The sequence below is a fragment of the Dysgonomonas sp. Marseille-Q5470 genome (genome assembly GCF_951230145.1).
GTDB lineage: Bacteria > Bacteroidota > Bacteroidia > Bacteroidales > Dysgonomonadaceae > Dysgonomonas.
Map to the genome: position 1 here is coordinate 329,355 of NZ_CATNVE010000002.1, position 23,654 is coordinate 353,008.

The following is a 23,654-nucleotide window of genomic DNA, read 5'->3' on the forward strand; positions in this document are numbered from 1 at the left end:
CTGAAGTATTTGTTGCCGAAATAAGCTTTTATAGTACATTTGCATCTGTCAAATTGAAAATAAAAGTTTGTAAAATTTCAGATAGAAATGAAAGCAGCAATAGTTACAATTGGTGATGAAATTCTCATAGGTCAGATTGTGGATACAAATTCTGCATGGATGGCTCAGAATCTTACACTAGCCGGATTTGAGGTAGAAGAGATGCAGTCGATAGGCGACGATGCTCAGCAAATAAAAGATACGATAAGCGATGTTTTTCAGCGTGTAGATGTCGTATTGATGACAGGAGGTCTTGGACCTACGAAAGATGATATAACGAAGAAAACCCTTTGCGAGTATTTTGATACCACATTAGTTTTTGACGATGCTGTACTGGATAATATAAAGAATGTAATATCTAATTTTACATCCCTAAACGAATTGACTCGCAATCAGGCTTATGTACCTAAAAATTGTACCGTGATACAAAACAGGGTAGGTACAGCTCCTATTACATGGTTCGACTATAAAGATAAAGTGCTCGTTTCTATGCCGGGTGTACCTCACGAAATGAGATATGTAATGGAAAACGAGATACTTCCCCGCCTAAAGAACAAGTACGATATCGAGGCATATATTAAAAGAGTATTTATTGTAAAAGGCTATACTGAATCTGCTTTGGCAATGTACATTGCCGACTTCGAAGATAATCTGCCGCAAGGTTTTGGACTGGCATACCTTCCTTCTTTGGGACTGATGAAGCTTCGCTTGTTCGTCAGGGGAGAACATCGTTTGCTGGAGATGGAGGCAGAGGTTAAGAAACTACAAGCATTACTGGGCGATGCTATTATAGCAGAAGAAGATATTACTCCCGAAAAAATACTCGGAGCAAGGCTTTTCGAAAAAGGGCTTACCTTAGGCACTGCTGAAAGTTGTACAGGTGGAAATATTGCACATATGATTACATCTGTTTCGGGTTCTTCCAATTATTTCAAAGGTTCAGTCGTTTCTTATGCAAATGAGGAAAAAGTAAATGTATTGCATGTTTCTCAAGAAAATATAGATAAATATACAGCTGTAAGTGAAATTGTCGCTGCACAGATGGCAAAGGGTGCACAAAATCTCTTGAATGTAGATTGTGTAATAGCTACTACCGGAATAGCCGGACCCGATGGCGGTACAGAAGAGAATCCTGTGGGTACGGTATGGGTATGTACTGTATACAAAAATAAAAGCATTACAAAAAGGTATCAGTTTGGGAAATATCGAGAATCCAATATTATACGAGCGTCCAATAATGGAATGTTGCAACTGCTCGAAATGATAGATAACGATACATATTAAATTGCACTTCTTTATATATTAATAAGGAAAGAGAAAAAACATTGCCTCTCCAAACATCACGTCTGTAGAGGCAATTTGTAAACACAATCAATATTAAGTTAATCTTAATATTATATTATTGTGGAGACCTTATTTTTTCGATCCTGACATGATACCTGCGTCCGTATCATCATTATTCAATCGTTTGTTGCCTGCTTTGTACTGGCGTCCGAAGTTGAAGTTTATTGTAAAATTTATTACAAATATCTGTTTCAGATTATCGGTATACACCAACGATTTGTTTGGTGTCAGAGCCGAATAATTGCGGCTGCCTTGCGAATAACTTTTTGCAAATGGATTAAACATTCCTCCGGTAAGACTCCATTTTACTTTTTCCAGGCCTAATAGACGGCTTTCGTCTGAATATCCTACCGATACAATATGAAGGCGTTCTCCTCTTTCCATTGTTTCGCCCCAAAAGTTATTCCAGCGTGTATATACATCTCCTGATAAAGACCATTTTTTATAATTGAATGTAGCAGAACCTCGCACCCGCCACGAGCTATACGTATGAGTAAATTCTTCCCCATAGCTTATATATCGGTTGAATCCGGGTGTAACGGATAGTGTGAGATATTCGCCAAAGGGTTTTAATTCGAATGTTGCCTCCGTATTTAATCTATGGAATCCTTTCTGATTGATATTTGTACGAACGAATTTGCCTTCTTCAAAAGTTACTTGTTCCATGATTGGCTTATGATCGTAACTATATCTCATAAAGAATTCTGCCCCGAATATTCCTTTGTTATATCCGCCCGTTAGTGTATGGGTATAATACCATACTGTCTGGAGGTTAGGATTACCCTTTCGGATTTGTAATGAGTCAATATCTTGTTCTACATTGTTCAAGTCCGACAATGAAGGCGAATATCCTGATATGTATCCATTGTATCTGATATATGCATTGTCGTTAATATTATAAGATACACGAACATTTGGGCGGAAGATATATTTTTCGTTATGGTTTTCTCCTTGACTATTATAGTTACGCATTACGCCCAACCCTAACGAATAATTAAACTTATTCTTTTTAAATTGGAACTCTGCATAGCCGTATGTTTCAGCAAAGTTGAGTCCTACATTGGCAGCAACATTTCCTTCGTAACTATTGTTCGTATAACTTTGGGTATGTTTCAGTCCGGCTGATATCTTTCCTGCTTTCAGTGTTTTCTCATATATACCTTCCGCTATTAAGGAGTATTTATCTCCAAGTACTGATGAATATATATCTGTATTCAGTATACTGTTTCTACGTTCCTGATACGAACGTGTAGATTTAGAGTCGATATATGTGCCTACTAAATTGAATATCAAAAGCTGATCGTTCTTTAGGTTTCGTTGGTAATACAAGTCTAACGAAGGAGCATAACTTCTCCATGTCGAATGATCGGAGATTGACAGAGGGTTATTGTTATCGGAAGAGTAGATCATACTGTTTCTGTCTGAAAACTGATTCGGTGTTTTCTGATAATTATTTCTTAATGTTGCGTTAAACATGTATTTGTCCGCTTCATTCAAACTATAATTCAGAGCAACGTTCAGCCTGTCGTCTTTAAATGTTGTTGGTTGCCCTTCTTCTGTGCGAGTCAATGTTTTGTCGGGAAATACAAATGTCTCCTCATTTTCGCGTGTCCATTCTATATTTCTGCGCGACCAATATGCATTAACCCCAAACTCAGACTTCTTATGATTTACTTTAGCCGAAAGAAAATTCTCGCCCCAGCCCAATCCTCCAAATGGGACATTAGCCAGATTCGCCGATACATTTCCTCCCGAATCTCTGCGACGTGTGATATAATCGATAACAGCACCTACATTCCCGTAGCGCATTCCCGGATCGTCATGATATTCGATACGTATTATATCTTCGGGCTGAATAGCTGTAATCTCTGCGATAGTTACTTCTACTCCATTGATGCGAAGCTGTACGGCATCACCACCCGGCAAGCTAATTGTATTATTCAAAGGGTTTATAATAATACGTGATAACTGAAGATTACGTAGTAATGTAATACCGCTATTCGATGCTTTTATCTGTGCATCGGATGGGATAATTACTTTCCTGTCGGGTTTTTGTATAACTGCATTTGCTGTTACTGTTACATCTTTGAGTGCTATATCAGAGGATTTCAACGGTACATTTCCCAGATCTGTGTTTTCAACTGCATTCTTAACAGGAATATACCTTTTCCCATATCCTACAAATGTGGCTGATAATATATAGTCACCTGTGGGGATGTTATTAAACGCAAATAGACCTTTTGTATCTGATGATGCGCCTGCTACAAAACTTGAGTCTTGTTTCAGCAGTGCTATGTTTGCAAATTCTATAATGTCATGAGTATCTGTATCAACTACGGTTCCTGATATATTAATCTGACCTAACAGTGTTGATGAGACGATTATAAATAGTGCGGCTAGTATTATTAATCTTTGTTTCATATTCCTTACATATTGATTTGTTGTATCGAGCTCGTTACTTTTATGACGTAGTTGCCTCGGAAAAGGTTACATGTAAAAATGGATTTTTCTATATATTCTTATCTGAAGATTAAAAAATACGAATGGATTTGTGTTTTAATATTCTGTTTATATGTGTATTATGCTTTGTGTGAAAATATTTTCCTTTGATAGCTAAAGAGCAAGAATGTTTTTTGAAAATTATTTAATGTATCTTTGCTTCTTTAGAAAAAGTGATGACAGAAGCATATTCTACCGATTGTAAAAAGACATTTTCGAAACAAGAGAAGCTTTGTAGTACGAAGGCTATTGAGAACATTTTTGCAAATGGAGATTCTTTTGTGGCTTATCCTCTACGAGTTGTTTATTTATTCACTGATGAGGATAATAAGGAGAATCAGTATGCTTCGGTGATGATAAGTGTGGCTAAGAAAAAGTTTAAACGAGCGGTAAAGCGCAATAGGGTAAAACGTCTGATAAGGGAAGCTTACAGGTTAAATAAATCATCATTGTCGGAACTGTTACAAACTCATAACAAGTGTTTGGATATTGCTTTCTTGTATTTAAAGACAGAATTACCTACGTATGCTGAGATAGAGAAGGCAATGCAAAAGGCTCAACTCTTATTATCCGATAAGATTAGGAAAATAGAACAAACCGAATGAAGAAGCTATTATCCTGGATATTGTTGTTGCCTGTATATTTCTACAAATACAGTATCTCGCCTATGCTACCCCCCTCGTGTCGTTATACACCTACATGTTCGGAATACGCAATTCAGGCAATAAAAAAATACGGACCATTCAAAGGTTTTTGGTTGGCGACAAAGCGTATTGCTCGCTGCAATCCTTGGGGTGGACATGGGTATGATCCAGTTCCTTAAAATAAAAAGAACCCCCTTCGATTTGTCGAGAGAGTTCTTCTTTACTCAAGTGTTATTAAATGTCAAAATTAAATATTGATAGCTTTCTCAGTTTTTATTTTCTGTATTTCCTTTTCAGCTTTCATCTTAGCTTTTAGTTTAGTCTTTTCAGCTTTCTCCTTGGCTTTTGCTATAGCCTTATCTGCTTTTTTCTGAGCATCCTCAGCTCCTTTTTTCGAATCTTTTTCCATTCTTTTTTTAGCGTCGTCTGCGGCTTTTTTAGTATCAGAATCTATTTGCTTTTTTGCCTTTTCTATTTCCTGCTCCATTTTTTTATCTGCATCGGCAGCATCTTTTGCGGCTTTGGTTCTTATACTTTCTATTTTAGCTGCGGTTCTTTCGCTGATAACGATTTTTTCTTGAGCTTTGATAGTTGTGACGGTTGTCATTGCTGTTAATATAAACAGACTGACTATTAATTTTTTCATAATTGTAAGTAATTAAATGTAGTTTACGATTGGTTCAATTAATTAGTTTGTTCTAAATGTTTTCAATATTGTGTAGGATAAATATAATGAAAAAAATACAAATTGAAATTTTTTATGTTTTTATTTAATATTCTGTATGTTGCATTATGTTGTGTTATATTTTTTGCATAAATATATTTGTTTTTTCGGAAACAATGTTTTCTTTTGAGAAAAATATGAATATTATAACATTAAAATACAATGAAAGACTCAATATTGAGAGAGGTCACTCCTCTATCGCAAAGGGACTGTTTCATGATTTTTTCGCGTATAAAACAGCATTTTACATTTCCTATTCATGTCCATGCCGAGTTTGAGCTGAATTTTATAGAAAATGGAGCGGGAGCAAGACGGGTAGTCGGCGATAGTATAGAGGAGATTGACGATTTAGAACTAACCTTAATCACCGGGTCTAGCCTTGAACATGGTTGGCTGGATCATAAATGTCAGTCGAAAGAGATAAAGGAAATAACAATTCAGTTTCATGGCGACCTTCTGAATGAACAGCTTTTGCAGAAAAATCAATTCAGGTCGGTAAAAGAGATGTTTGAGAAAGCCATTTATGGGGTTACCTTTTCGAAGGAGACCATAAAGCAAATAAAAGACAGGCTATATTCTCTTGCTTCGGAACATGAGGGAGCTCATTCTGTTTTAAATCTGTTTGGTATCCTATCCGATTTGTCTTTATCGCCTATGCGCGAATTATCCAGCCGATCGTTTAATGAACATACGCAAAATTATGATAGCAGGCGGATAGAACGTGCTTACAATCATATGTTGGAAAATTATAGTAAAGAAGTCCGGCTTTCCGATGTTGCAAATCTGGTCGGGATGACCGAAGTTGCTTTCAGCCGTTTTATAAAACAGCGTACAGGTCGTAATTTTATCGATTCGTTAAATGACATACGCTTAGGGCATGCTACGCGTATGCTGGTTGATACTACTCATAGTGTTGCTGAGATTAGCATTGTGTGCGGGTTTAACAATCTGTCGAACTTTAATCGTATATTCAAAAAGAAAAAAGGATGTACTCCACGCGAATTTAGAGAAAATTATAAAGAGTCTAAGTTTTTTGTGTGATAATACTTTTTTGTCAATTTATGATATTTTTTTGATTTTGACTTAATGTTTTTTCTATATGTGTCAGCTGAAAAATATTATTATTATCCTTTGTGAATAATCCTTATTTATATAATATGTATCTTATAATTAGATGCTAAAGTAGATTCTGTGCTTGCTAGCGAAAGAGTCTACTTTTTGTTTTTGATAATAAAGTATTACTATGTGATAATATAGTATTTGTTATATTTTATTATCATAAATACATTTGTATTACGCTAAGAAGCAATATGAGAATAAAGCAAATCTAACCGTGTAAAAATATTACTAATCATTATCGAAGCCTTAAATTATGAGAAAAATCCTTTTTTTATTGCTCCTGATATGTATGGTTCCATGTGCTATGTATGCGCAGAACTATCAAATTTCAGGGAAGGTAACAGATGCTAAAGACGGCTCACCGATGCCGGGTGTGACAGTTCAAACACAGACCAAAGTCGGTGTGATGACTGACTTTGACGGAAATTATACTATAAAAGCGAATAAGGGCGATGTCCTTACATATTCTTTTATAGGTATGACGCCCCAATCAGTAAAAGTAGAATCAGATAAACCTATTAATGTTGCCCTTCAGGAAGACAATGTGGCTTTGGAAGAAGTCGTTGTTGTTGGGTATGGTACAATGAAGAAAAGTGACCTGACGGGTTCTGTTAGTAGCTTATCGGCAGACAGGCTTAAAGAGTCCGTTATCACAAACCTCGACCAGGCGCTCCAAGGGCGTGTGGCCGGAGTACAGGTTGCTTCCAACTCGGGAGCACCGGGAGCAGCTACCTCGATACGTATTCGTGGTGCTTCTTCTATTAATTTGACAAATGAACCTCTGTATGTGATTGACGGAGTGCCAATGAGTGGTGCCGGTTCATCTACAGTCGGTTTTTCTTGGTCGGGAGGTTCTAACGGTCAAAACGTAGTAAACCCATTATCAGCTATTGCTCCAAGCGATATCCTATCTATAGATGTATTGAAGGATGCGTCCGCAGCCGCAATTTATGGTTCTGCCGGAGCTAACGGGGTTGTGATCGTTACAACTAAAAGAGGAAACAAAGGGCGTACAAATATTACGTACGATGGAAGTATTTCTCTTCAATCTCCTATCGATAAATTGGATATGATGAACCTACGCCAGTATGGAACTTACCAACAACAGCTTTACAATGAAGGTTTCTTGCCGAATGTTGATCAGGCTTACCTTGATCCTTCTTTGTTGGGCAAAGGTACAAACTGGCAAGATGCCGTAATGGATAATGCATGGATGCAAAACCATAGCCTTTCCCTAAATGGAGGAACAGATAAAACTCAATATCTGGCATCTATAAGTTATACAAATCAAGACGGTATATTACTAAATTCAGATTTTGAGCGATTTACCGGTAGGGTGAACGTTGATAATGAATTTAATAAATATATAAAGGTCGGAGCATCTCTTTCCTATTCACGGACAGATGAATCTATTATCAATAACGATGGTATAAATGGTGTGGTAATGCAAGCTGCATTAATGTCGCCGGCAGTTCCTGTTTATGACTTTGATGGAAATTATGCAGGACCTGAGACCGTAAATGGGTCTTCGATATACAACCCTGTGGCATTGACCAAAGATCAGATCAATACATTGCGCCGCGAGAGGGTTATAGCTAATATTTATGGGCAGTTTACTCTCAATCAATATCTTAATTTTCGTTCAGAAGTCGGTATTGATGGCTCCAATAGTACAAATAAGGGATTCAAGCCAAGTTATGAATATGGTCAGTTGAAGAATACCAATGTAATGATTATGCAAAACGAAGCGCATAGCTTATATTGGAACTGGATGAACTATGCTACATACAATCAGACTTTTGATAAACACAGCATTAACTTAATGGCCGGAACAGAAGCTTCTAAATCATCATGGGAAAGCCTGCAATTACAAAAAGATCAATTGTCTTCAAATGATATTCATGTGATTGGTTCTGATGGTAAGTTTGTGGCAAGTAATGGTACAAAAGATTCTTCAGCAAAAGTTTCTGTTTTTGGACGTGCGAATTATAATTTTGACAATCGTTACTTATTAACCGCAACTTTAAGGGCGGATGGATCTTCTAGATTTGGCGTAAACCGTCGTTGGGGATATTTTCCATCATTTGCTGCAGCATGGCGCATATCTAGTGAAAAATTTATGGAGGAAACACAAAACTGGTTGTCGAATCTGAAATTGAGGTTGGGGTATGGTATGAATGGGAATGATGGATTACCTACATATCGTTATGGATCTACTATGCAAGCTTTTCAAACCGTGTTTGGTACAGCTTATCGTATGTCAAATAATGCTAACCCTGACCTGAAATGGGAAGCTTCGGTACAATATAATGGAGGTATTGATTTGGGATTATTTAATAATCGAGTTAATCTTACTGTAGATACATATTATAAGACTACAAAAGATCTCTTACTTCAACCTTCCGTTTCGCCGGTTCTTGGAGGTTTAGGATGGACTGATATTCAGACTCCATGGATGAATATTGGAAAAGTGGAAAACCGAGGACTTGATATATCATTGAATACACATAATATAGCGGGTAAAGATTTTAATTGGACTTCAGCCTTATCATTCTCTTTAAACCGCAATAAAGTAAAAGAGCTGGATGACTTGGGTACCCCTTCTTATGGAAGATTAGATTGGTATGCTGCATTTCAAAGTGTATCGATGATTTCGGTAGGACAACCTATCGGTGTATTTTATGGATACAAAACCGACGGACTTTATAAAGATGCGGAAGATTTGAGAAATTCTGCGAAGCCCGAAGGTGTAGAGATTCATCGCACTACCGGAGCTTGGGTTGGTGATGTTAAGTTTAAAGATATCAGTGGACCGAATGGTGTTCCTGATGGCATCATTAACGAATATGACCAAACGGTTATTGGAGATCCTAATCCGGACTTTACTTTTGGTTTTTCTAATACGTTTAACTACAAAGATTGGGAACTAGGCATTGGCCTCACCGGATCGGTAGGAGCTGATATCTTGAACTATGTACGTGTAAAAACAGAAGGTGTGATGTCTCAGTGGGACAATCAGTCGACCACAGTACTCAATCGTGCACAATTGGGATACGTTAATGGAAATAAATATGATGTGGCAAATGTAGATAATAGCTATATAATCAATCCGAATGCAACATTACCTCGTTGGAGCGGCAATGATATCAATGGTAACAACCGTATGAGTGATCGTTGGATCGAAGATGGAAGCTATTTGCGCATTCAGAATATATCATTAGCATATAACCTGCCAAAGATTTGGTTGAAGAAGACAGGCATATCTAATTGTAAACTCTATTTCAACGTTCAGAATGTGTATACGTTTACAGGTTATTCAGGTTTAGATCCTGAAATTGGTTCTTACAACCAGCAGGCAGGTCTTTCTAACGTGGATATGGGACGTTATCCATCACCTCGTGTATTTACTTTAGGTGCAAATGTTACTTTCTAATTTTAAAGATAAAAACATGAAGAATATTAAAAATATAATCAAATCAATTTGTCTTTCATCCATTATCCTGGGTGCTACATCTTGTAATGATTTCTTGACTATAGTTCCTGAGTCAGAGCAGGTGCTGGAGACATATTACACATCAGAGTCTGCCGTTAATGCCAACTCTGCCTCTCTGTATGCTGCGTTTGTCTGGCAAGACTTTGGAATGAATTTTATGTGGATGGCAGGAGATGAGCTTGCCGGAGACCTTTATTACACTTACGATCAGGAAGGTCAATTCTATTATATGACTTTCCAGAATGGAAATTCCTTCCTTACTCAGGGCTGGAATGGACTTTACCGTGTAGTTTCGTATTGTAATAATATTATCAATGGGATGCCTGCCGCAGCAAGATCTAATGGAGTTTCAGAAACGGTAATAAATCGTGCTCTTGGCGAGGCTCGTTGTATTCGTGCTATTGCTTATTATTGGTTAACAGAGTACTGGCAAGATGTTCCGATTATAACAAATAATAATATCTCCGGAGGTCTGGTGATCCGCCATAAGCAAGCAAGTGTTTACGAATTTATCCGTCAGGATCTCGAATTCGCTAAAGACAATCTTCCTTCAACTCCATTTCAGACCGGTAGATGCTCAAAATATACAGCTATAGGTATGTTGGCAAAGCTTCATCTAACGATGGCTTCTCACCTTTCTGATGCATCATCATCCGATAATTTTGCCAAAGCTAAATCTTACGCAGCTGAGGTAATTAATGATAGTGGGCTGAAATTATATTCAGACCTTTCTACAATGTTTTATCCAAAAGGAAACAACTCTTCAGAGTCTTTGTTTGCTATACAATGTACAAACGATGGTTATGGATACGGTAACGGACGCAATGTCTCTTTGTCTCGTAATGCACTGATTACTTTAGGTTCATCTTGGGGAGCAGGTAAGGGGCCGACTCTTAGTTTGCAAGAAGCTTTTGATTCGAATGATGCCCGCCGTTATTATACATACATGCGCAATGGTGATAGCTATCCAAATTTGGGTGGCGGTGGATATACTTATCATAATTTTTCGCAAGATGAGTCTACCGAAACATCAAATGGTATGTTGGCACATGTAAGGAAATACGTAATCGGAGCTAATTCCGATTGTGACGGAGTTGCGGGAACATCCAATCAGGACGCAGGTAATAATATTTATTTACTCCGTTTGGCAGATGTATATCTGTGTTATGTTGAGGCATGTATCGGCTCGGGTACATCTACTACTGACGCTTTGGCATTGACCGTATATGATAAGGTACGTGAACGTGCCGGATTTTCTACAAAAGCCACTTCTATAACTTACGATCAGTTGATCAAAGAACGTCGTGTCGAATTTGCTCTTGAAGGTGTCAACTTCCTTGACATTAAACGCATGAGCTATAGGGATATGAATAAGGCTCTTTCTTATTTGAATGGAATGAAGCGTGAGCGTCAATATATTTCTAATGGTAGTTATACATGGCAAGAACGTAATGCCAGCAATGCACATCACGGAGGGTTTACTCCTCTCGATCCGAGCGATGATTCTTCGGGTAAAGGTTCTATATTCTATCTTGATAAAAATGTAGGAACTATAACTATTACAGAAAAAAATCTTGTATTGCCTGTTCCTGCGGAAACAGTAACAAAGACACCAAGTATAACTCAGGAACCGGTTGATTATGCATTTTAACTTTTAAGTAAGACTAGATTATGAAAAAATATATTTTAAATATAGCTATTGTATTACTTGCTCTTGTCTCATTCAATTCGTGCTCGGATGATGACGATAAAGGCGGCTCGGGAGGAGGTACTCCGGTCGTTAGATACATACGCCCATGCGACGCAACTATTTCTGATTCTTTATTGACAAGCGGATATTTGGGTACTCAGATTGCCATTATTGGGGAAAACTTGTCGAAAGTTAATAAGGTTTATTTTAATGATCAGAAAGCCAAGTTAAACCCGAATTTTGTGACGGACAATACTATTATTGTTAATATACCTTCAGGTATTCCTGGAGAGAAGCAAGATTTGATTAAGTTATATACAAATAATGACTCTTGCTATTATACTTTCGAAACAAAAGTTCCTGCACCTGCACCTAAATCCATGACATGTGAATATGTTGATGATGGTAATGTTGCTTATATTCATGGTCTTTATTTTATTCATGAAGACGCTAACCCTTTGACTGTAACTTTTGAAGGAGGATTCCAAGGTGAAGTTGTGAGCCATGATTTAGATAATATAGCAGTAAAAGTTCCTGTAGGTGCTAAGCCCGGACCTATAAAAGTTACATCTGTATATGGTACAACTGAAAGTCCATTCTATTTTAGAGATAATAGAAATATCATTCTAGATTTTGATACAAAGTTTGCTGATGGTGGATATCATCATGGATGGCATGCCGGCTCAGGATATAGTACTGACGGTGGATTAACCGGTTGTGGGCAGTATCTGATATTTACAGGAGAAATGGATGATGACAAATGGGATGATAGCAAATTTGGTTATGAACGCTGGACATATCGTACTACCGATCCTGATTTCTTTGATGCAGGTGCCCTTGATAAATATGTTTTAAAATTTGAGGTAAATATACCTGATGTATGGTCTGCTGCTGCTCTTCAAATTATTTTTACAGGAGCTTCAGATGTTTGGATGAATTGGCAGGAAGGTGGTCCTACCGGTGGTAACCCTAATAATGCTTATTTGTCAAATAGTAATTATCCTCGGGCATTGTGGATTCCATGGGCAGATACAGGCACTTATGTAAGTAATGGTTGGGTTACGGTAACCATACCAATGACAGATTTTAAATATAGCAAAGATGGTACTAACCTGAATAAGGTAAATGCTGCAGGACATTACTCCGGTATTACATTATTTGTTAATGGAGGAGGAGTAACAGGTACACCTTGTAACCCTACATTCCATATTGATAATGTACGTGTTGTTAAAGCTCAATGATAATTGCTAAAATTATAAGAATATGATATTGAATAATATATATGGTAAAGTCGTTTTAGTAATGCTGGTAATTTTTGCAGTTACATTCTCGGCATGTTCTAACGATGATGATAATGGTTCGGGTGCTGTGGTTCTTGAAGCTTTTGGCCCAAGTCCGGCTCTACGTGGTAGCGAGCTTACCTTTATAGGGAAAAACCTTGATAAAGTAACAAGTGTAATTCTTCCCGAAGGTATTGAGGTTACTGATATAGAAGTGGTAAGTAAAGAAAAAATAAAGATTACCATTCCTCAGGATGCTAAAGAAGGCTATGTTAAACTTGTTGTTTCAGGTTTAGAAATAACTACCAAAACGTTGCTTAAATATACAGAGCCTATATCTATTACCAAGTTTGCACCATCACCTGTCAAGGCAGGTCAGACATTGACAATAGAAGGTGATTATCTGAATTTGATTCAGAAAGTAGTCTTTTCTGATAATGTGGAAGTATCTTATAAAGATTTTTTGACATGGGAGCGTAAAAAGATTGAAGTCGTTGTTCCTCGCGAAGCACAGACCGGTATTATTATTTTGGCTGACACAGCTGCTATTCCCGTAGAATTGAAATCAGAAACAGAATTGCAAGTAGTTCTCCCTTCTGTAGAAAAGGTATTGGATCTTACAAATAAAAAACCCGGAGATGTAGTTTCTACAATAGGTCAGAATCTTGATCTGGTAGAGTCAGTACAGCTTCCTGATGGAGCGCCTGTGGCTCATGCAATAAAAGATGACGTATTGGCATTTACTCTGCCTGAAGGTATCACCGATGGCGCTATTGTAATGGTTGCTTACTCGGGCGTGCATGTAGCTATAGCTAATATAGGTGTCGCTGTGCCAACGGATTTGGTGGCTACTCCTGCTACAGGCATAAAGGATGGTAGTGTCATTTCGATCAAAGGGGTTAATATGGATTTGGTTACTACAGCATTATTCCCAGGAGTATCAGAGGCTGTAACACCTACATCGAAGAGTGCAACGGAAATAAAAGTAACTACTCCAACTAATGCCAAAACAGGAGATCTTATTCTAAATACCGCTAGTGGAAAAACTGTATCAGTAAAAATTACTACGTTAAAACCTGAGATATTGTCATACAATCCATCTTCTGTCGCTGCCGGTAATGAATTTACAATAAAAGGTAAGAATCTAGATCTTGTTACATCTGTAACATTCGGAGGAAACAAAGTTGTTGAAGTTACTCCAACATCTTCTACTGACTTGGTGGTAAAAGCCCCGGTAGATGCAGAGACTGGAGAACTGACATTAACAATGAAAAATGGAGAGACTGTAAAGAGCTCCGTTTTGACAGTGACTAAACCAGACTTCTGTTATATAGCTGTTCTTCCGGGTTCAGATGAGGAAATCAAGTCAGGTACTATTTTGAAAGTAGATGTTCAGAATGCTGATAAACTGACCAATGTGCAGGTAAACGGAAATAATACACAGTATATTTTGCAAGGTTCTACTCTTAGTATACTTGTTCCAAGTAATGCTAATGGAAATACAGCATTTAAGCTGATCTCATCTAACGGAGAAGTGACTTATACGATACGTATTATCTCTTCGGGGATAGTAGAAACTGTGATAATGAATGAAACACGTGACCTTGGATCTTGGGCGGGTGAAGGAGCTGGAGGCGCATTCCGTCTGTATAAGGAATCTTTTGATGGAATAAAAGCCGGAGCAATACTTAAATTCTATTTTACAGTTACCGGATATGGACAATTGCAGATTAATAATGCAAACTGGGCAACGTGGGATACACCTGTATTTACTGATACAAGTTTAACATATTATGAGATGGAATTAACTCAACCATTCCTTGACAATATATTAGGAGCTAACGATGGTTGGTCAACTACAGCAATTGTTATTCAAGGGGAGCATCTTGTAATCTCTAAGGTTTCTATTATAACTGGTCGGTAATATTATAAAATAAAGGCTTGCCTAATCTGAATTTATATTAGGCAGGCTTTTTACAAAAATATGTATTATGAAAAAAATAGCACAAAATATTTTTTATATCTTACTGGGGGTTATCCTAATGACTGCCTGTACCGATGTTGATGATCCGGTTATCGGCGATCCGGGTGTTCCCCAATTAGCAAGCAGTACACCTGTTGATGGAACAACAGATTTGCCTGAAGGTGACATAACTATTGTTCTGAATTATGATCAGAATATATTCTGTCCCAAAGCCGGACAGGAAAAGATTACTATAGAGGGAGCTACTATAACGGATGTTTCATTTAAGTTAAGTCAGATAACGATTAAAGCTACCGGATTGGAAAAAGGTAAGACTTACAAACTAGTTGTACCTGCAGGTGTTGTACTTGGACCGACTTATATAGAAGTGCCTGAAACATCTATCAGCTTTACAACGAAGGCCGATCCTGTTATAACAGCTACGCTTTGTAATCCGAATGCTACAGCTCAGGCAAAGAAGGTGTATCAGTTTTTGGTGGAAAGCTATAAACAAAAAGTTATCTCCGGTACGATGGCTAATGTAAATTGGAATGTAGAAGAAGCAGAAGCCGTTCATACTCTTACCGGAAAATACCCGGCATTAAATACTTTCGATTATGTGCATCTGCCATATTCTCCTAGCAACTGGATTGACTATAGCGATATTTCGCCTGTAAAAAACTGGTGGGATGCAGGTGGATTGGTTTCTATTATGTGGCATTGGAATGTTCCTGTATCGGCTAGGTTATGGAATGGTAATGTAGCTATGCCTTCCGATTGGTCGGGCAATGTACAGCTTACTGATGCGTCAGCTCTTGAGGGATTTGCATCAGCGAAGGTTAACGATATTATCCGTGTTGCAATCAAAGACGTGGCATCAGGGGCTCAAGGCTCACTAAAAGGTAGTGACTGGGGACAGATTGCCGATGGTTACGAATATTTTTCTATCAGTGGCGATTATTATGAGATGAAAATAACAGATGCTATCCTAACTAAATTAAAGTCTTCGGGTCTTATCATAAGCGGACATGATTACACTGTAACAGCTGTTTATCTGATACCTGCCGATTCAAATGGAGATTATGCTTTTTACAAAGCTGATACATACTTCGATGCAGCCAAGGCTACAGTTGAAGGAACACGTGAAAATGAAGTCTTTAAGGCCGATCTTGCAAAGGTAGCTACTTCATTGAAACAATTACAATCGGAAGGAATTGCTGTTATCTGGCGTCCGTTCCACGAAGCTGCCGGCGGCTGGTTCTGGTGGGGTAAAGATGCTGATTCTTGCAAAAAGCTCTGGATTGCTATGTTCGACTATTTCAAATCGCAGGGTGTAAACAACCTGATCTGGGTGTGGACAAGCGAGTCTGACGATAGTAGCTGGTATCCGGGCGATGAGTATGTAGATATCATTGGTCGTGATTTATATAGTAAGAATACAAGCGATTGTGTATCTATATACCAATCGGAGTTTGCTCGCTATGGGCATAAGGTGATTGCCCTTTCCGAATGTGGAACAGTTGGTCTTCTATCCGAACAGTGGAGTGCTGGTGCACGTTGGGCGTGGTTTATGCCATGGTATGGAAAAGCTGATAGTGGTAGTAAACATGCTACTGACGAATGGTGGAAAGATGCAATGAAGCAAACTTATGTGATTACTCGTGACCAGGTTCCGAGCATGAAATAATATAAAGAATGAATATTAACTCTCTCCTTGTTTTAGGGCAAGGAGAGTTTTTTTACAAAATATAGAGAGTTATGATTAAGAATTTTTACAAGGCTTACATTCTACTGTTTTTCCTGTTTGTCGGATGTAGCGGAGACAATGCAGATCAAATAATTGCTCAGACTTTTGTAGAGCAGCATGGTCAACTTTCAGTAAAAGGTACTTCATTGGTAGATAAGGACGGCAAGAAAATAGCTCTCAAGGGGGTAAGCTTTGGGTGGCATAATTGGTGGCCACGCTTTTATAATGAGTCTACTGTAGCATGGCTCAAATCGGATTGGAATTGTAATATGGTACGTGCAGCAATCGGGGTTGAACCCGAAGGAGCATACATAACCAACCCTCAAAAAGCGAACGAATGCCTCGATAATGTTGTTGATGCGGCCATAGAAAATGGAATGTATGTTATTATAGACTGGCATAGTCATGGCATAAAGACACGGGAAGCCAAGGAGTTTTTTACAAGGGCTGCCAATAAATACAAAGGCTACCCGAATATAATATACGAAATATTCAATGAGCCGGTAGAAGATTCTTGGGAAACAGTAAAAGCATACTCGGAAGAAATAATTAAAACGATTCGAGCGATAGATACTAAGAACGTAATATTGGTAGGTACACCTCATTGGGATCAGGATATACATTTGGCTGCAGATAATCCAATCGAAGGATATGATAACATCATGTATACACTACACTTCTATGCTGCAACACACAAGCAATATTTACGTGATAGGGCTGATTATGCCATCGGAAAAGGACTTCCTATTTTTGTGTCGGAGTGTGCAGGAATGGAAGCATCGGGTGATGGTACCATAAACAAAACAGAATGGAATAATTGGTTGAACTGGATGAAACAACATCAGATAAGTTGGGTTGCGTGGTCTATCGCAGATAAAAACGAAACATGTTCGATGATTAAAGATTCTACATCTCCTGCTACCGGCTGGAAAGATGCCGATTTGAAAGAATGGGGTAAAATAGTAAAGGCCGCACTACAGTAAAAAGAACAGTGAGTTGTAATTATAGATTAAAAAAGTATTATTCTTTGTATGGATGTCGGTATTCTCCATACTGTCTCTTGAATATTCTTATTTATATGTCTAATAAGCCAATAATGTTTAGTTTGTAGACGCTGTAAAATGCCCAAAAAAGTATTATAATTGATTAAAAAAGTATTTGTAATAAGATGCCGACAATTATAAATTTGTACTATCTATCATTAAATAGAATCATAGCTAAAAGACCATGAAAAAATATACGATATATCTCTTATCCGTAATCACTTTCTTTCTTATTTTATCCTGCAAACAAGCGGTAAAAGAAAATTTCGACCCGACCGTTTCCGAATCATTTTCTGCCGATTGGAAATTTCATGCCGGAGAAGGTGTCGATAGTCTTTGGATGAATGTAGACTACAATGATACTGCATGGCAAGAAGTGTTGTCGTCTAAATCCTTAAAAGATCAAAACATCAAATTGGATAACGGCTTTGGTTGGTATCGTAAAAGAATACAAATGTCGGATGTCTTAGTCAATGCCATAAAGAATAAAGGTGGAATTATGCTTCATCTCGGACGTTTGGCTGCTACCGATGAGGTTTACTTTAATGGTAAGCTTGTAGGTAAAACGGGTCAATTTCCGCAAGACTATAGAGGCTACTTTGACAATGAACGAAACTATTTTGTTCCCGAAGAAGATATTAATCTTACAGGAGAAAATCTGATTGCGATTAAGTTTCATGATGGTTGGAATGTCGGTGGCTTCCTCCAAGGGGCTGCTCTATCGATCTCTACCGCTGAAACAAAAGATAAATTAGCCTTAAATGTTCAGGTGGCGGACTCCGACTATATATTTATGGCTCCTAGTCCTGTTCAGATAAAAGTAAATATCGATAATAAGAACAAATGGGCAGTACAAGGACGATTGTTGGTAACGCTCACAACAGACGATTATCAACCGCTAAAGGCTGACTCTATGAATATAGAAATAGATGGAAAAGCTTCAATATCCAAATCCTTTAGCTTTGATAATCCAAATCCCGGTTTTTATAGATATACCGTTCAGTTCAGACGCAACGACACAATAGCCTGTGAGAAAAAGTTTAATGTCGGCTTTGAACCCGAAAAGATTAACTCGCCTCTCGATGCAAAAGATGATTTTAAAGCATTTTGGGATAACAACTTGAAAGAGCTTGCAAAAGTTGCACCGGATTATAAATTGACACTCGTTCCCGAGTATTCGAAAATAGATTACGATGTCTATTTGGTTGAAATGGGTTCTTTTGGTAATGAGCTGATAAGAGGATATTATGCTAAGCCTAAAAGAGAAGGTAAGCATCCCGTAATTGTAGAATATATGGGATATGGCTCACAACCTTATCCACCAAATCAGTGGTGGGATGGATTTGCATACTTTGTTTTATCGATCAGGGGGCAAGCATTGAATCAACCAACAAATCGTTTTGGAACATGGATTACATACGGGCTCGATAATAAAGATAATTATTATTATCGTGGGGCATTCTTGGATGTAGTCAGGGCACTTGATTTTGTTTGCAGCCGACCAGAGATAGACTCCGAAAAGATTGCTGTAAGAGGTGGTAGCCAAGGTGGAGCACTTTCATTTGTGGCTGCGGCTCTCGACAAACGCGTAAAAGTAGCAGCACCCAGTATTCCTTTCTTATCCGATTATCCTGATTATTTCAAAATAGCCCCTTGGCCTAAAAGCGATTTTGATAATTATATGACAACACATCCCGAGGCTAAATGGGAAGACGTTTATTCACTTCTTACTTATTTTGATATCAAGAATCTGGCTCAGTGGATTGAATGTCCTCTTATTATGGGGATTGGAGTTCAGGATAACGTTTGTCCGCCTCACATAAATTTTGCGGCTTATAATCAGGTAAAATCCGAAAAACGCTGGATGGCATTCCCTGAGTTTGCCCACAGTGTTGGCAAAGAGTATAATGATGCTTCGAAAGCGTTTATCAAAGAAAAATTAAACATAAAATAATAATGAAGAAACTAATTCTTTTTACGATCACAGTTCTAAGTCTTTTTTCTTGTAACAGTAAGAAAAGTACAACCATGTCGGAATCTGCTTTTGTAAAACAAAAAGATGGTCACTTTGTAATAGGCGACAATCCGTATTATTTTATTGGTACAAACTACTGGTATGGCGCAATATTAGGCTCTACAGGAGAAGGAGGAAACCGTGAACGCTTGTTGAAAGAACTCGACTTCATGAAAGAAAATGGCATCAATAACTTACGTGTACTGGTGGGGGCAGATGGTGTTGCCGGACAAGCAGTAAAAGTGAGGCCAACGTTGCAAACAGCACCCGGGGTATACAACGATACTATTTTCGATGGACTAGACTTCTTCATGGCAGAGCTGGGCAAACGCAATATGCATGCTGTTCTCTATCTCAATAATAGCTGGGAATGGAGTGGCGGCTATGGTCAGTATCTCGAATGGGCAGGAAAAGGAAATGTTCCTGAAAAAGGAGTTTATGATTGGCCTGTATTTGTTAAGCATGTGGCACAATATGCCGACTGCGACAGTTGCCATACAATGTTTTTAAATCATGTAAAGCATGTTGTTTCTCGTACAAATAAATATACAGGAAAAAAATATACCGAAGATACAGCCCTTATGTCGTGGCAGGTGGGAAACGAGCCGCGTGTGTTTAGTGACGAAGGTAAACCTGCATTTAAGAAATGGCTCAAAGAAACAACAGCATTGATACGTTCGCTAGACTCTAATCATCTCATATCAATCGGAAACGAAGGACTTATGGGTTCGGAAGGAGATATGAATCTTTATGAAGAGATACATGCAGATCCGAATGTCGATTATCTGACAATACATATTTGGCCTAAAAACTGGAGTTGGATCGATATAACCAAGATTAAAGAATCGGTAGATAAGGCAATTGAGAGAACAGATAAATATATCTCTGAACATCTGGCTATCGCAAAAAAACTGAATAAACCGATGACAATCGAAGAATTTGGCTTTCCTCGCGACAATCATAAATATACACGGGATGATCCTGTTACAGCCCGTGATAGATACTATGCCAATATCTTTGAACACATAGTAACAGCGTCTAAGGATAAAGGAAATATTGCAGGTTGTAATTTCTGGGCATGGGGTGGATTAGGACGTCCGGCTCATGAATTTTGGAAACCGTGGGATGACTATGTAGGAGATCCGGCGCAAGAAGAGCAAGGTTTGAACTCTGTGTTTGATACAGATTCAACAATTAAATTAATAAAAGAATATGCAGATAAGTTAAATACTAAATAGAAGCTAAAACACAAAGAGTAAAGTAATTCTAATAAAACTTAATCAGGTTGAACCCCTTAAAAATCAAGTGATGAGCAACATTTTCAATACACGTCTTAACGCTGTTACAGCAGAATATGAGAATTTAGTTACATTAAAAAATGAACCAATATTACCGGGAAATGGTATTTTCGAACGATATAAAAATCCTGTATTAACAGCCGGTCATGCTCCTGTCTTCTGGCGTTATGACCTCAATCCCCAGACCAACCCTTATTTTATGGAACGTTTTGGAATAAACGGAACATTCAATGCAGGAGCAATCAAGTGGAATGGGAAATATATAATGGCTGTACGTGTCGAAGGCAATGATCGTAAATCGTTCTTTGCAATAGCCGAAAGTCCAAATGGTATAGATAATTTCCGCTTTTGGGATTATCCTATTGCTATGCCTGAAACTGACAACCCTGATACAAATGTTTACGATATGCGCCTTACTGCTCACCAAGATGGATGGGTTTATGGTGTGTTCTGCTCCGAAAGGAAAGACCCGAAAGCGCCAGCCGGAGATTTGTCTTCAGCTGTAGCTGCAGCAGGTATTGCACGTACAAAAGATCTGATCAATTGGGAGCGTCTGCCTGATCTGAAAACAAAGAGTCAGCAACGGAATGTTGTTTTACATCCCGAATTTGTAAACGGAAAATATGCACTTTATACACGCCCTCAAGACGGATTTATCGATGCCGGTAGTGGTGGCGGAATCGGTTGGGCACTGATAGATGATATTACCAATGCAGAGGTGAAAGAAGAAAAGATAATCAATTTCCGTTATTATCATACTATCAAGGAATTGAAAAATGGAGAAGGTCCGCATCCTATAAAAACATCAAAAGGCTGGTTACACCTTGCACATGGAGTGCGTGCCTGTGCTGCGGGATTAAGATATGTATTGTATCTTTACATGACCGACTTGGAGCAGCCCGATAAGTTGATAGCAGAACCTGCAGGACACTTAATGGCTCCGATGGATGAAGAAAGGGTAGGAGACGTGTCTAATGTATTATTTACGAATGGTTGGATAGCGGACGACGATGGTACGGTATATCTGTATTATGCTTCATGCGACACACGTATGCATGTGGCAGTATCTTCTGTAGATCGCTTAGTTGATTACTGTTTCAATACAGCGCCTGATGGTTATCGTTCGGCTACATCGGTACAGACATTGTCGGCTTTGATTAAGAAAAATCTAGAATTAAAATAATAATACTAAATGTTTCGAGGGTATTTTTCACTATCTCTTTGCCATGCCGGATGTAATGGAGAACTTCCGGTTTGTTCGTCGTGACAAAGAGGATAACACTCTGATAGAGTGATCTTACTTTTGAAACAACCTATTATCCACCATGAAAACAACAACAGTTACTTTAAAAGAGAAAATCGGCTACGGATTTGGAGATATGGCCTCTTCCATGTTTTGGAAGATATTCGGCATGTACTCCTTGTTCTTTTACACAGATGTTTTTGGTATAACAGCAGCAGCGGCAGGAACTATGTTTCTGGTTGCTCGCCTGTGGGATTCGGTATTTGACTTATTCGTTGGTATAGCTGCCGACCGTACTAAGACCCGTTGGGGAAGATATCGCCCATATTTACTTTGGTTTGCTGTGCCATTCTCCGTAATGGGAGTGATAACATTCTTTGTTCCCGATTTCGGATCAACAGGGAAACTCGTTTATGCTTATATCACTTATTCCCTGATGATGATTGTATACTCCCTGATAAATGTGCCTTACGCTTCATTATTAGGTGTGATGTCATCCAATCCGCAAGAACGGAATATTCTTTCTTCGTACCGTATGTCGTTTGCTTTTATTGGTAGCTTTATAACCTTTATGTTGTTGCAGCCATTGGTTGATATGTTTGCTAGTCTCGAGGGCAAAGCGGCTGTAGATGTTACGAAAGCGGTAACCGAAACATCGGTAAGTACATCTCCTATTGGTTGGACGTTAGCCGTAGCTTCTATTGGGGTGTTATGTACTATTCTGTTCATTTTTTGTTTCAGATGGACACGAGAACGTGTAGAGCCTGTTAATGAAGATGAAAATACTTCTGTAAAGCAGGATTTGAAAAATCTGTTTCATAATGCACCTTGGTGGATATTGGTAGGCACAGGGCTTGCTGCTTTGTTGTTTAATGCTGTTCGCGATGGTGTAGCCATTTACTATTTTAGAGACTACGTACAGTTTGCATATAAAATGCCGGTTACAGGTTGGGATATGACTACTATTTACTTCCTTGTTGGTCAGGCTGCCAACCTTGTAGGCGTTATTCTAGCCCCTGTTTTATCATCCAAATACGGAAAGAAAAGAACATATATGTTGGCTATGGCGGGAGCCGCAGCGTTAAGTGTAGTCTTCTATTTTATACCTAATGAGTTAGGCTGGATATTATTGCTACAAACATTAATCTCTCTTTGTGCAGGTTATGTTCTACCTCTTCTTTGGAGTATGTTTGCCGATATTGTAGATTATCAGGAACTGAAAACGAACCGTCGTGCTTCGGGGCTTATTTTTTCATCGTCTTCCATGTCCCAAAAATTAGGATGGGCTTTAGGTGCAGCTCTTACCGGATGGATTTTATCCATATTCAAATATAATCCGCATATCGCTCAGCAAAGTATGGATACTATTTTTGGAGAGCGACTGATGATAAGTATCCTTCCTGCTATTTGTTGTATTATTGCTTTCCTTGGAATGATGGCTTATCCCCTTTCTGAAAAGAAAGTAAAAGAAATAACTGCCGAGCTGGATGCTAAACGTGCCCAAAAAGATTGAT

At 38.3% G+C, this 23,654-nt stretch carries 16 protein-coding genes; 14 read left to right on the forward strand and 2 right to left on the reverse strand.

Annotation, left to right across the window (positions count from 1 at the left end):
- Positions 1 to 87 precede the first annotated feature (87 nt).
- Positions 88 to 1,323 (forward strand): CinA family nicotinamide mononucleotide deamidase-related protein, encoded by a 1,236-nt coding sequence (locus QOX35_RS04725; RefSeq protein WP_283685981.1) that lies wholly within the window; start codon positions 88 to 90, stop codon positions 1,321 to 1,323.
- Positions 1,324 to 1,452: 129 nt separating this feature from the next.
- Here QOX35_RS04725 and QOX35_RS04730 read toward each other — a convergent pair whose 3' ends face one another.
- A complete protein-coding gene (locus tag QOX35_RS04730; RefSeq protein WP_283685982.1) occupies positions 1,453 to 3,804 on the reverse strand; it encodes a TonB-dependent receptor in 2,352 nt (783 codons plus the stop codon).
- 254 nt (positions 3,805 to 4,058) lie between these two features.
- On the opposite strand from QOX35_RS04730, the gene rnpA reads away from it, so the two are divergent.
- Together rnpA and yidD are read left to right on the forward strand one after the other, a co-directional pair.
- Positions 4,059 to 4,487: a ribonuclease P protein component gene (gene rnpA / locus QOX35_RS04735; RefSeq protein WP_283685983.1), complete on the forward strand. Its 429-nt coding sequence runs from the start codon at positions 4,059 to 4,061 to the stop codon at positions 4,485 to 4,487.
- Complete coding sequence (gene yidD, locus QOX35_RS04740) at positions 4,484 to 4,705, forward strand: membrane protein insertion efficiency factor YidD (RefSeq protein WP_006843153.1); 222 nt, start codon at positions 4,484 to 4,486, stop codon at positions 4,703 to 4,705. Before rnpA ends, yidD begins: the two co-directional genes overlap by 4 nt.
- 68 nt (positions 4,706 to 4,773) lie before the next feature.
- Here yidD and QOX35_RS04745 read toward each other — a convergent pair whose 3' ends face one another.
- Positions 4,774 to 5,172: a hypothetical protein gene (locus QOX35_RS04745; protein WP_135104943.1), complete on the reverse strand. Its 399-nt coding sequence runs from the start codon at positions 5,170 to 5,172 to the stop codon at positions 4,774 to 4,776.
- A gap of 240 nt (positions 5,173 to 5,412) precedes the next feature.
- On the opposite strand from QOX35_RS04745, the gene QOX35_RS04750 reads away from it, so the two are divergent.
- From QOX35_RS04750 to QOX35_RS04800, 11 genes are all read left to right on the forward strand, one after another.
- Positions 5,413 to 6,291 carry an AraC family transcriptional regulator gene (locus QOX35_RS04750; RefSeq protein WP_135104944.1) on the forward strand — a complete coding sequence of 293 codons (879 nt, stop codon included), beginning with the start codon at positions 5,413 to 5,415 and terminating at the stop codon, positions 6,289 to 6,291.
- A 331-nt stretch (positions 6,292 to 6,622) separates the two neighbouring features.
- Positions 6,623 to 9,802, forward strand: a complete 3,180-nt coding sequence (locus tag QOX35_RS04755) for a SusC/RagA family TonB-linked outer membrane protein (RefSeq protein ID WP_283685984.1) — start codon at positions 6,623 to 6,625, stop codon at positions 9,800 to 9,802.
- A 16-nt stretch (positions 9,803 to 9,818) separates the two neighbouring features.
- Entirely contained in the window at positions 9,819 to 11,513 is a 1,695-nt protein-coding gene (locus QOX35_RS04760) for a RagB/SusD family nutrient uptake outer membrane protein (protein WP_283685985.1), read from the forward strand.
- 20 nt (positions 11,514 to 11,533) lie between these two features.
- Positions 11,534 to 12,793, forward strand: coding sequence for a glycan-binding surface protein (locus tag QOX35_RS04765; RefSeq protein WP_283685986.1), 1,260 nt, complete (start codon positions 11,534 to 11,536; stop codon positions 12,791 to 12,793).
- 22 nt (positions 12,794 to 12,815) lie between these two features.
- Complete coding sequence (locus QOX35_RS04770) at positions 12,816 to 14,756, forward strand: IPT/TIG domain-containing protein (RefSeq protein WP_283685987.1); 1,941 nt, start codon at positions 12,816 to 12,818, stop codon at positions 14,754 to 14,756.
- Positions 14,757 to 14,823: 67 nt separating this feature from the next.
- Complete coding sequence (locus QOX35_RS04775) at positions 14,824 to 16,482, forward strand: glycosyl hydrolase (RefSeq protein ID WP_283685988.1); 1,659 nt, start codon at positions 14,824 to 14,826, stop codon at positions 16,480 to 16,482.
- A gap of 71 nt (positions 16,483 to 16,553) precedes the next feature.
- Positions 16,554 to 17,525: a glycoside hydrolase family 5 protein gene (locus QOX35_RS04780; protein WP_283685989.1), complete on the forward strand. Its 972-nt coding sequence runs from the start codon at positions 16,554 to 16,556 to the stop codon at positions 17,523 to 17,525.
- 244 nt (positions 17,526 to 17,769) lie between these two features.
- Entirely contained in the window at positions 17,770 to 19,539 is a 1,770-nt protein-coding gene (locus QOX35_RS04785) for an acetylxylan esterase (RefSeq protein WP_283685990.1), read from the forward strand.
- 2 nt (positions 19,540 to 19,541) lie between these two features.
- The gene (locus QOX35_RS04790) at positions 19,542 to 20,837 is read left to right on the forward strand and encodes a glycoside hydrolase 5 family protein (protein WP_283685991.1); all 1,296 of its coding nucleotides are present in this window, start codon (positions 19,542 to 19,544) and stop codon (positions 20,835 to 20,837) included.
- Between the two features lie 70 nt (positions 20,838 to 20,907).
- Complete coding sequence (locus QOX35_RS04795) at positions 20,908 to 22,080, forward strand: glycoside hydrolase family 130 protein (RefSeq protein ID WP_283685992.1); 1,173 nt, start codon at positions 20,908 to 20,910, stop codon at positions 22,078 to 22,080.
- Positions 22,081 to 22,222: 142 nt separating this feature from the next.
- A complete protein-coding gene (locus QOX35_RS04800) occupies positions 22,223 to 23,653 on the forward strand; it encodes an MFS transporter (RefSeq protein WP_252636894.1) in 1,431 nt (476 codons plus the stop codon).
- Position 23,654 lies beyond the last annotated feature (1 nt).

What these genes read in the sequence shown, in the direction of transcription:
- QOX35_RS04745 (WP_135104943.1), bottom strand. Translation starts at nt 5,172, where the DNA reads ATGAAAAAATTAATAGTCAGTCTGTTTATATTAACAGCAATGACAACC.
- QOX35_RS04785 (WP_283685990.1), top strand. Translation starts at nt 17,770, where the DNA reads ATGAAAAAATATACGATATATCTCTTATCCGTAATCACTTTCTTTCTT.
- QOX35_RS04750 (WP_135104944.1), top strand. Translation starts at nt 5,413, where the DNA reads ATGAAAGACTCAATATTGAGAGAGGTCACTCCTCTATCGCAAAGGGAC.
- QOX35_RS04770 (WP_283685987.1), top strand. Translation starts at nt 12,816, where the DNA reads ATGATATTGAATAATATATATGGTAAAGTCGTTTTAGTAATGCTGGTA.
- QOX35_RS04725 (WP_283685981.1), top strand. Translation starts at nt 88, where the DNA reads ATGAAAGCAGCAATAGTTACAATTGGTGATGAAATTCTCATAGGTCAG.
- QOX35_RS04765 (WP_283685986.1), top strand. Translation starts at nt 11,534, where the DNA reads ATGAAAAAATATATTTTAAATATAGCTATTGTATTACTTGCTCTTGTC.
- QOX35_RS04795 (WP_283685992.1), top strand. Translation starts at nt 20,908, where the DNA reads ATGAGCAACATTTTCAATACACGTCTTAACGCTGTTACAGCAGAATAT.
- QOX35_RS04775 (WP_283685988.1), top strand. Translation starts at nt 14,824, where the DNA reads ATGAAAAAAATAGCACAAAATATTTTTTATATCTTACTGGGGGTTATC.
- QOX35_RS04755 (WP_283685984.1), top strand. Translation starts at nt 6,623, where the DNA reads ATGAGAAAAATCCTTTTTTTATTGCTCCTGATATGTATGGTTCCATGT.
- QOX35_RS04780 (WP_283685989.1), top strand. Translation starts at nt 16,554, where the DNA reads ATGATTAAGAATTTTTACAAGGCTTACATTCTACTGTTTTTCCTGTTT.
- rnpA (WP_283685983.1), top strand. Translation starts at nt 4,059, where the DNA reads ATGACAGAAGCATATTCTACCGATTGTAAAAAGACATTTTCGAAACAA.
- QOX35_RS04730 (WP_283685982.1), bottom strand. Translation starts at nt 3,804, where the DNA reads ATGAAACAAAGATTAATAATACTAGCCGCACTATTTATAATCGTCTCA.
- QOX35_RS04800 (WP_252636894.1), top strand. Translation starts at nt 22,223, where the DNA reads ATGAAAACAACAACAGTTACTTTAAAAGAGAAAATCGGCTACGGATTT.
- QOX35_RS04760 (WP_283685985.1), top strand. Translation starts at nt 9,819, where the DNA reads ATGAAGAATATTAAAAATATAATCAAATCAATTTGTCTTTCATCCATT.
- yidD (WP_006843153.1), top strand. Translation starts at nt 4,484, where the DNA reads ATGAAGAAGCTATTATCCTGGATATTGTTGTTGCCTGTATATTTCTAC.
- QOX35_RS04790 (WP_283685991.1), top strand. Translation starts at nt 19,542, where the DNA reads ATGAAGAAACTAATTCTTTTTACGATCACAGTTCTAAGTCTTTTTTCT.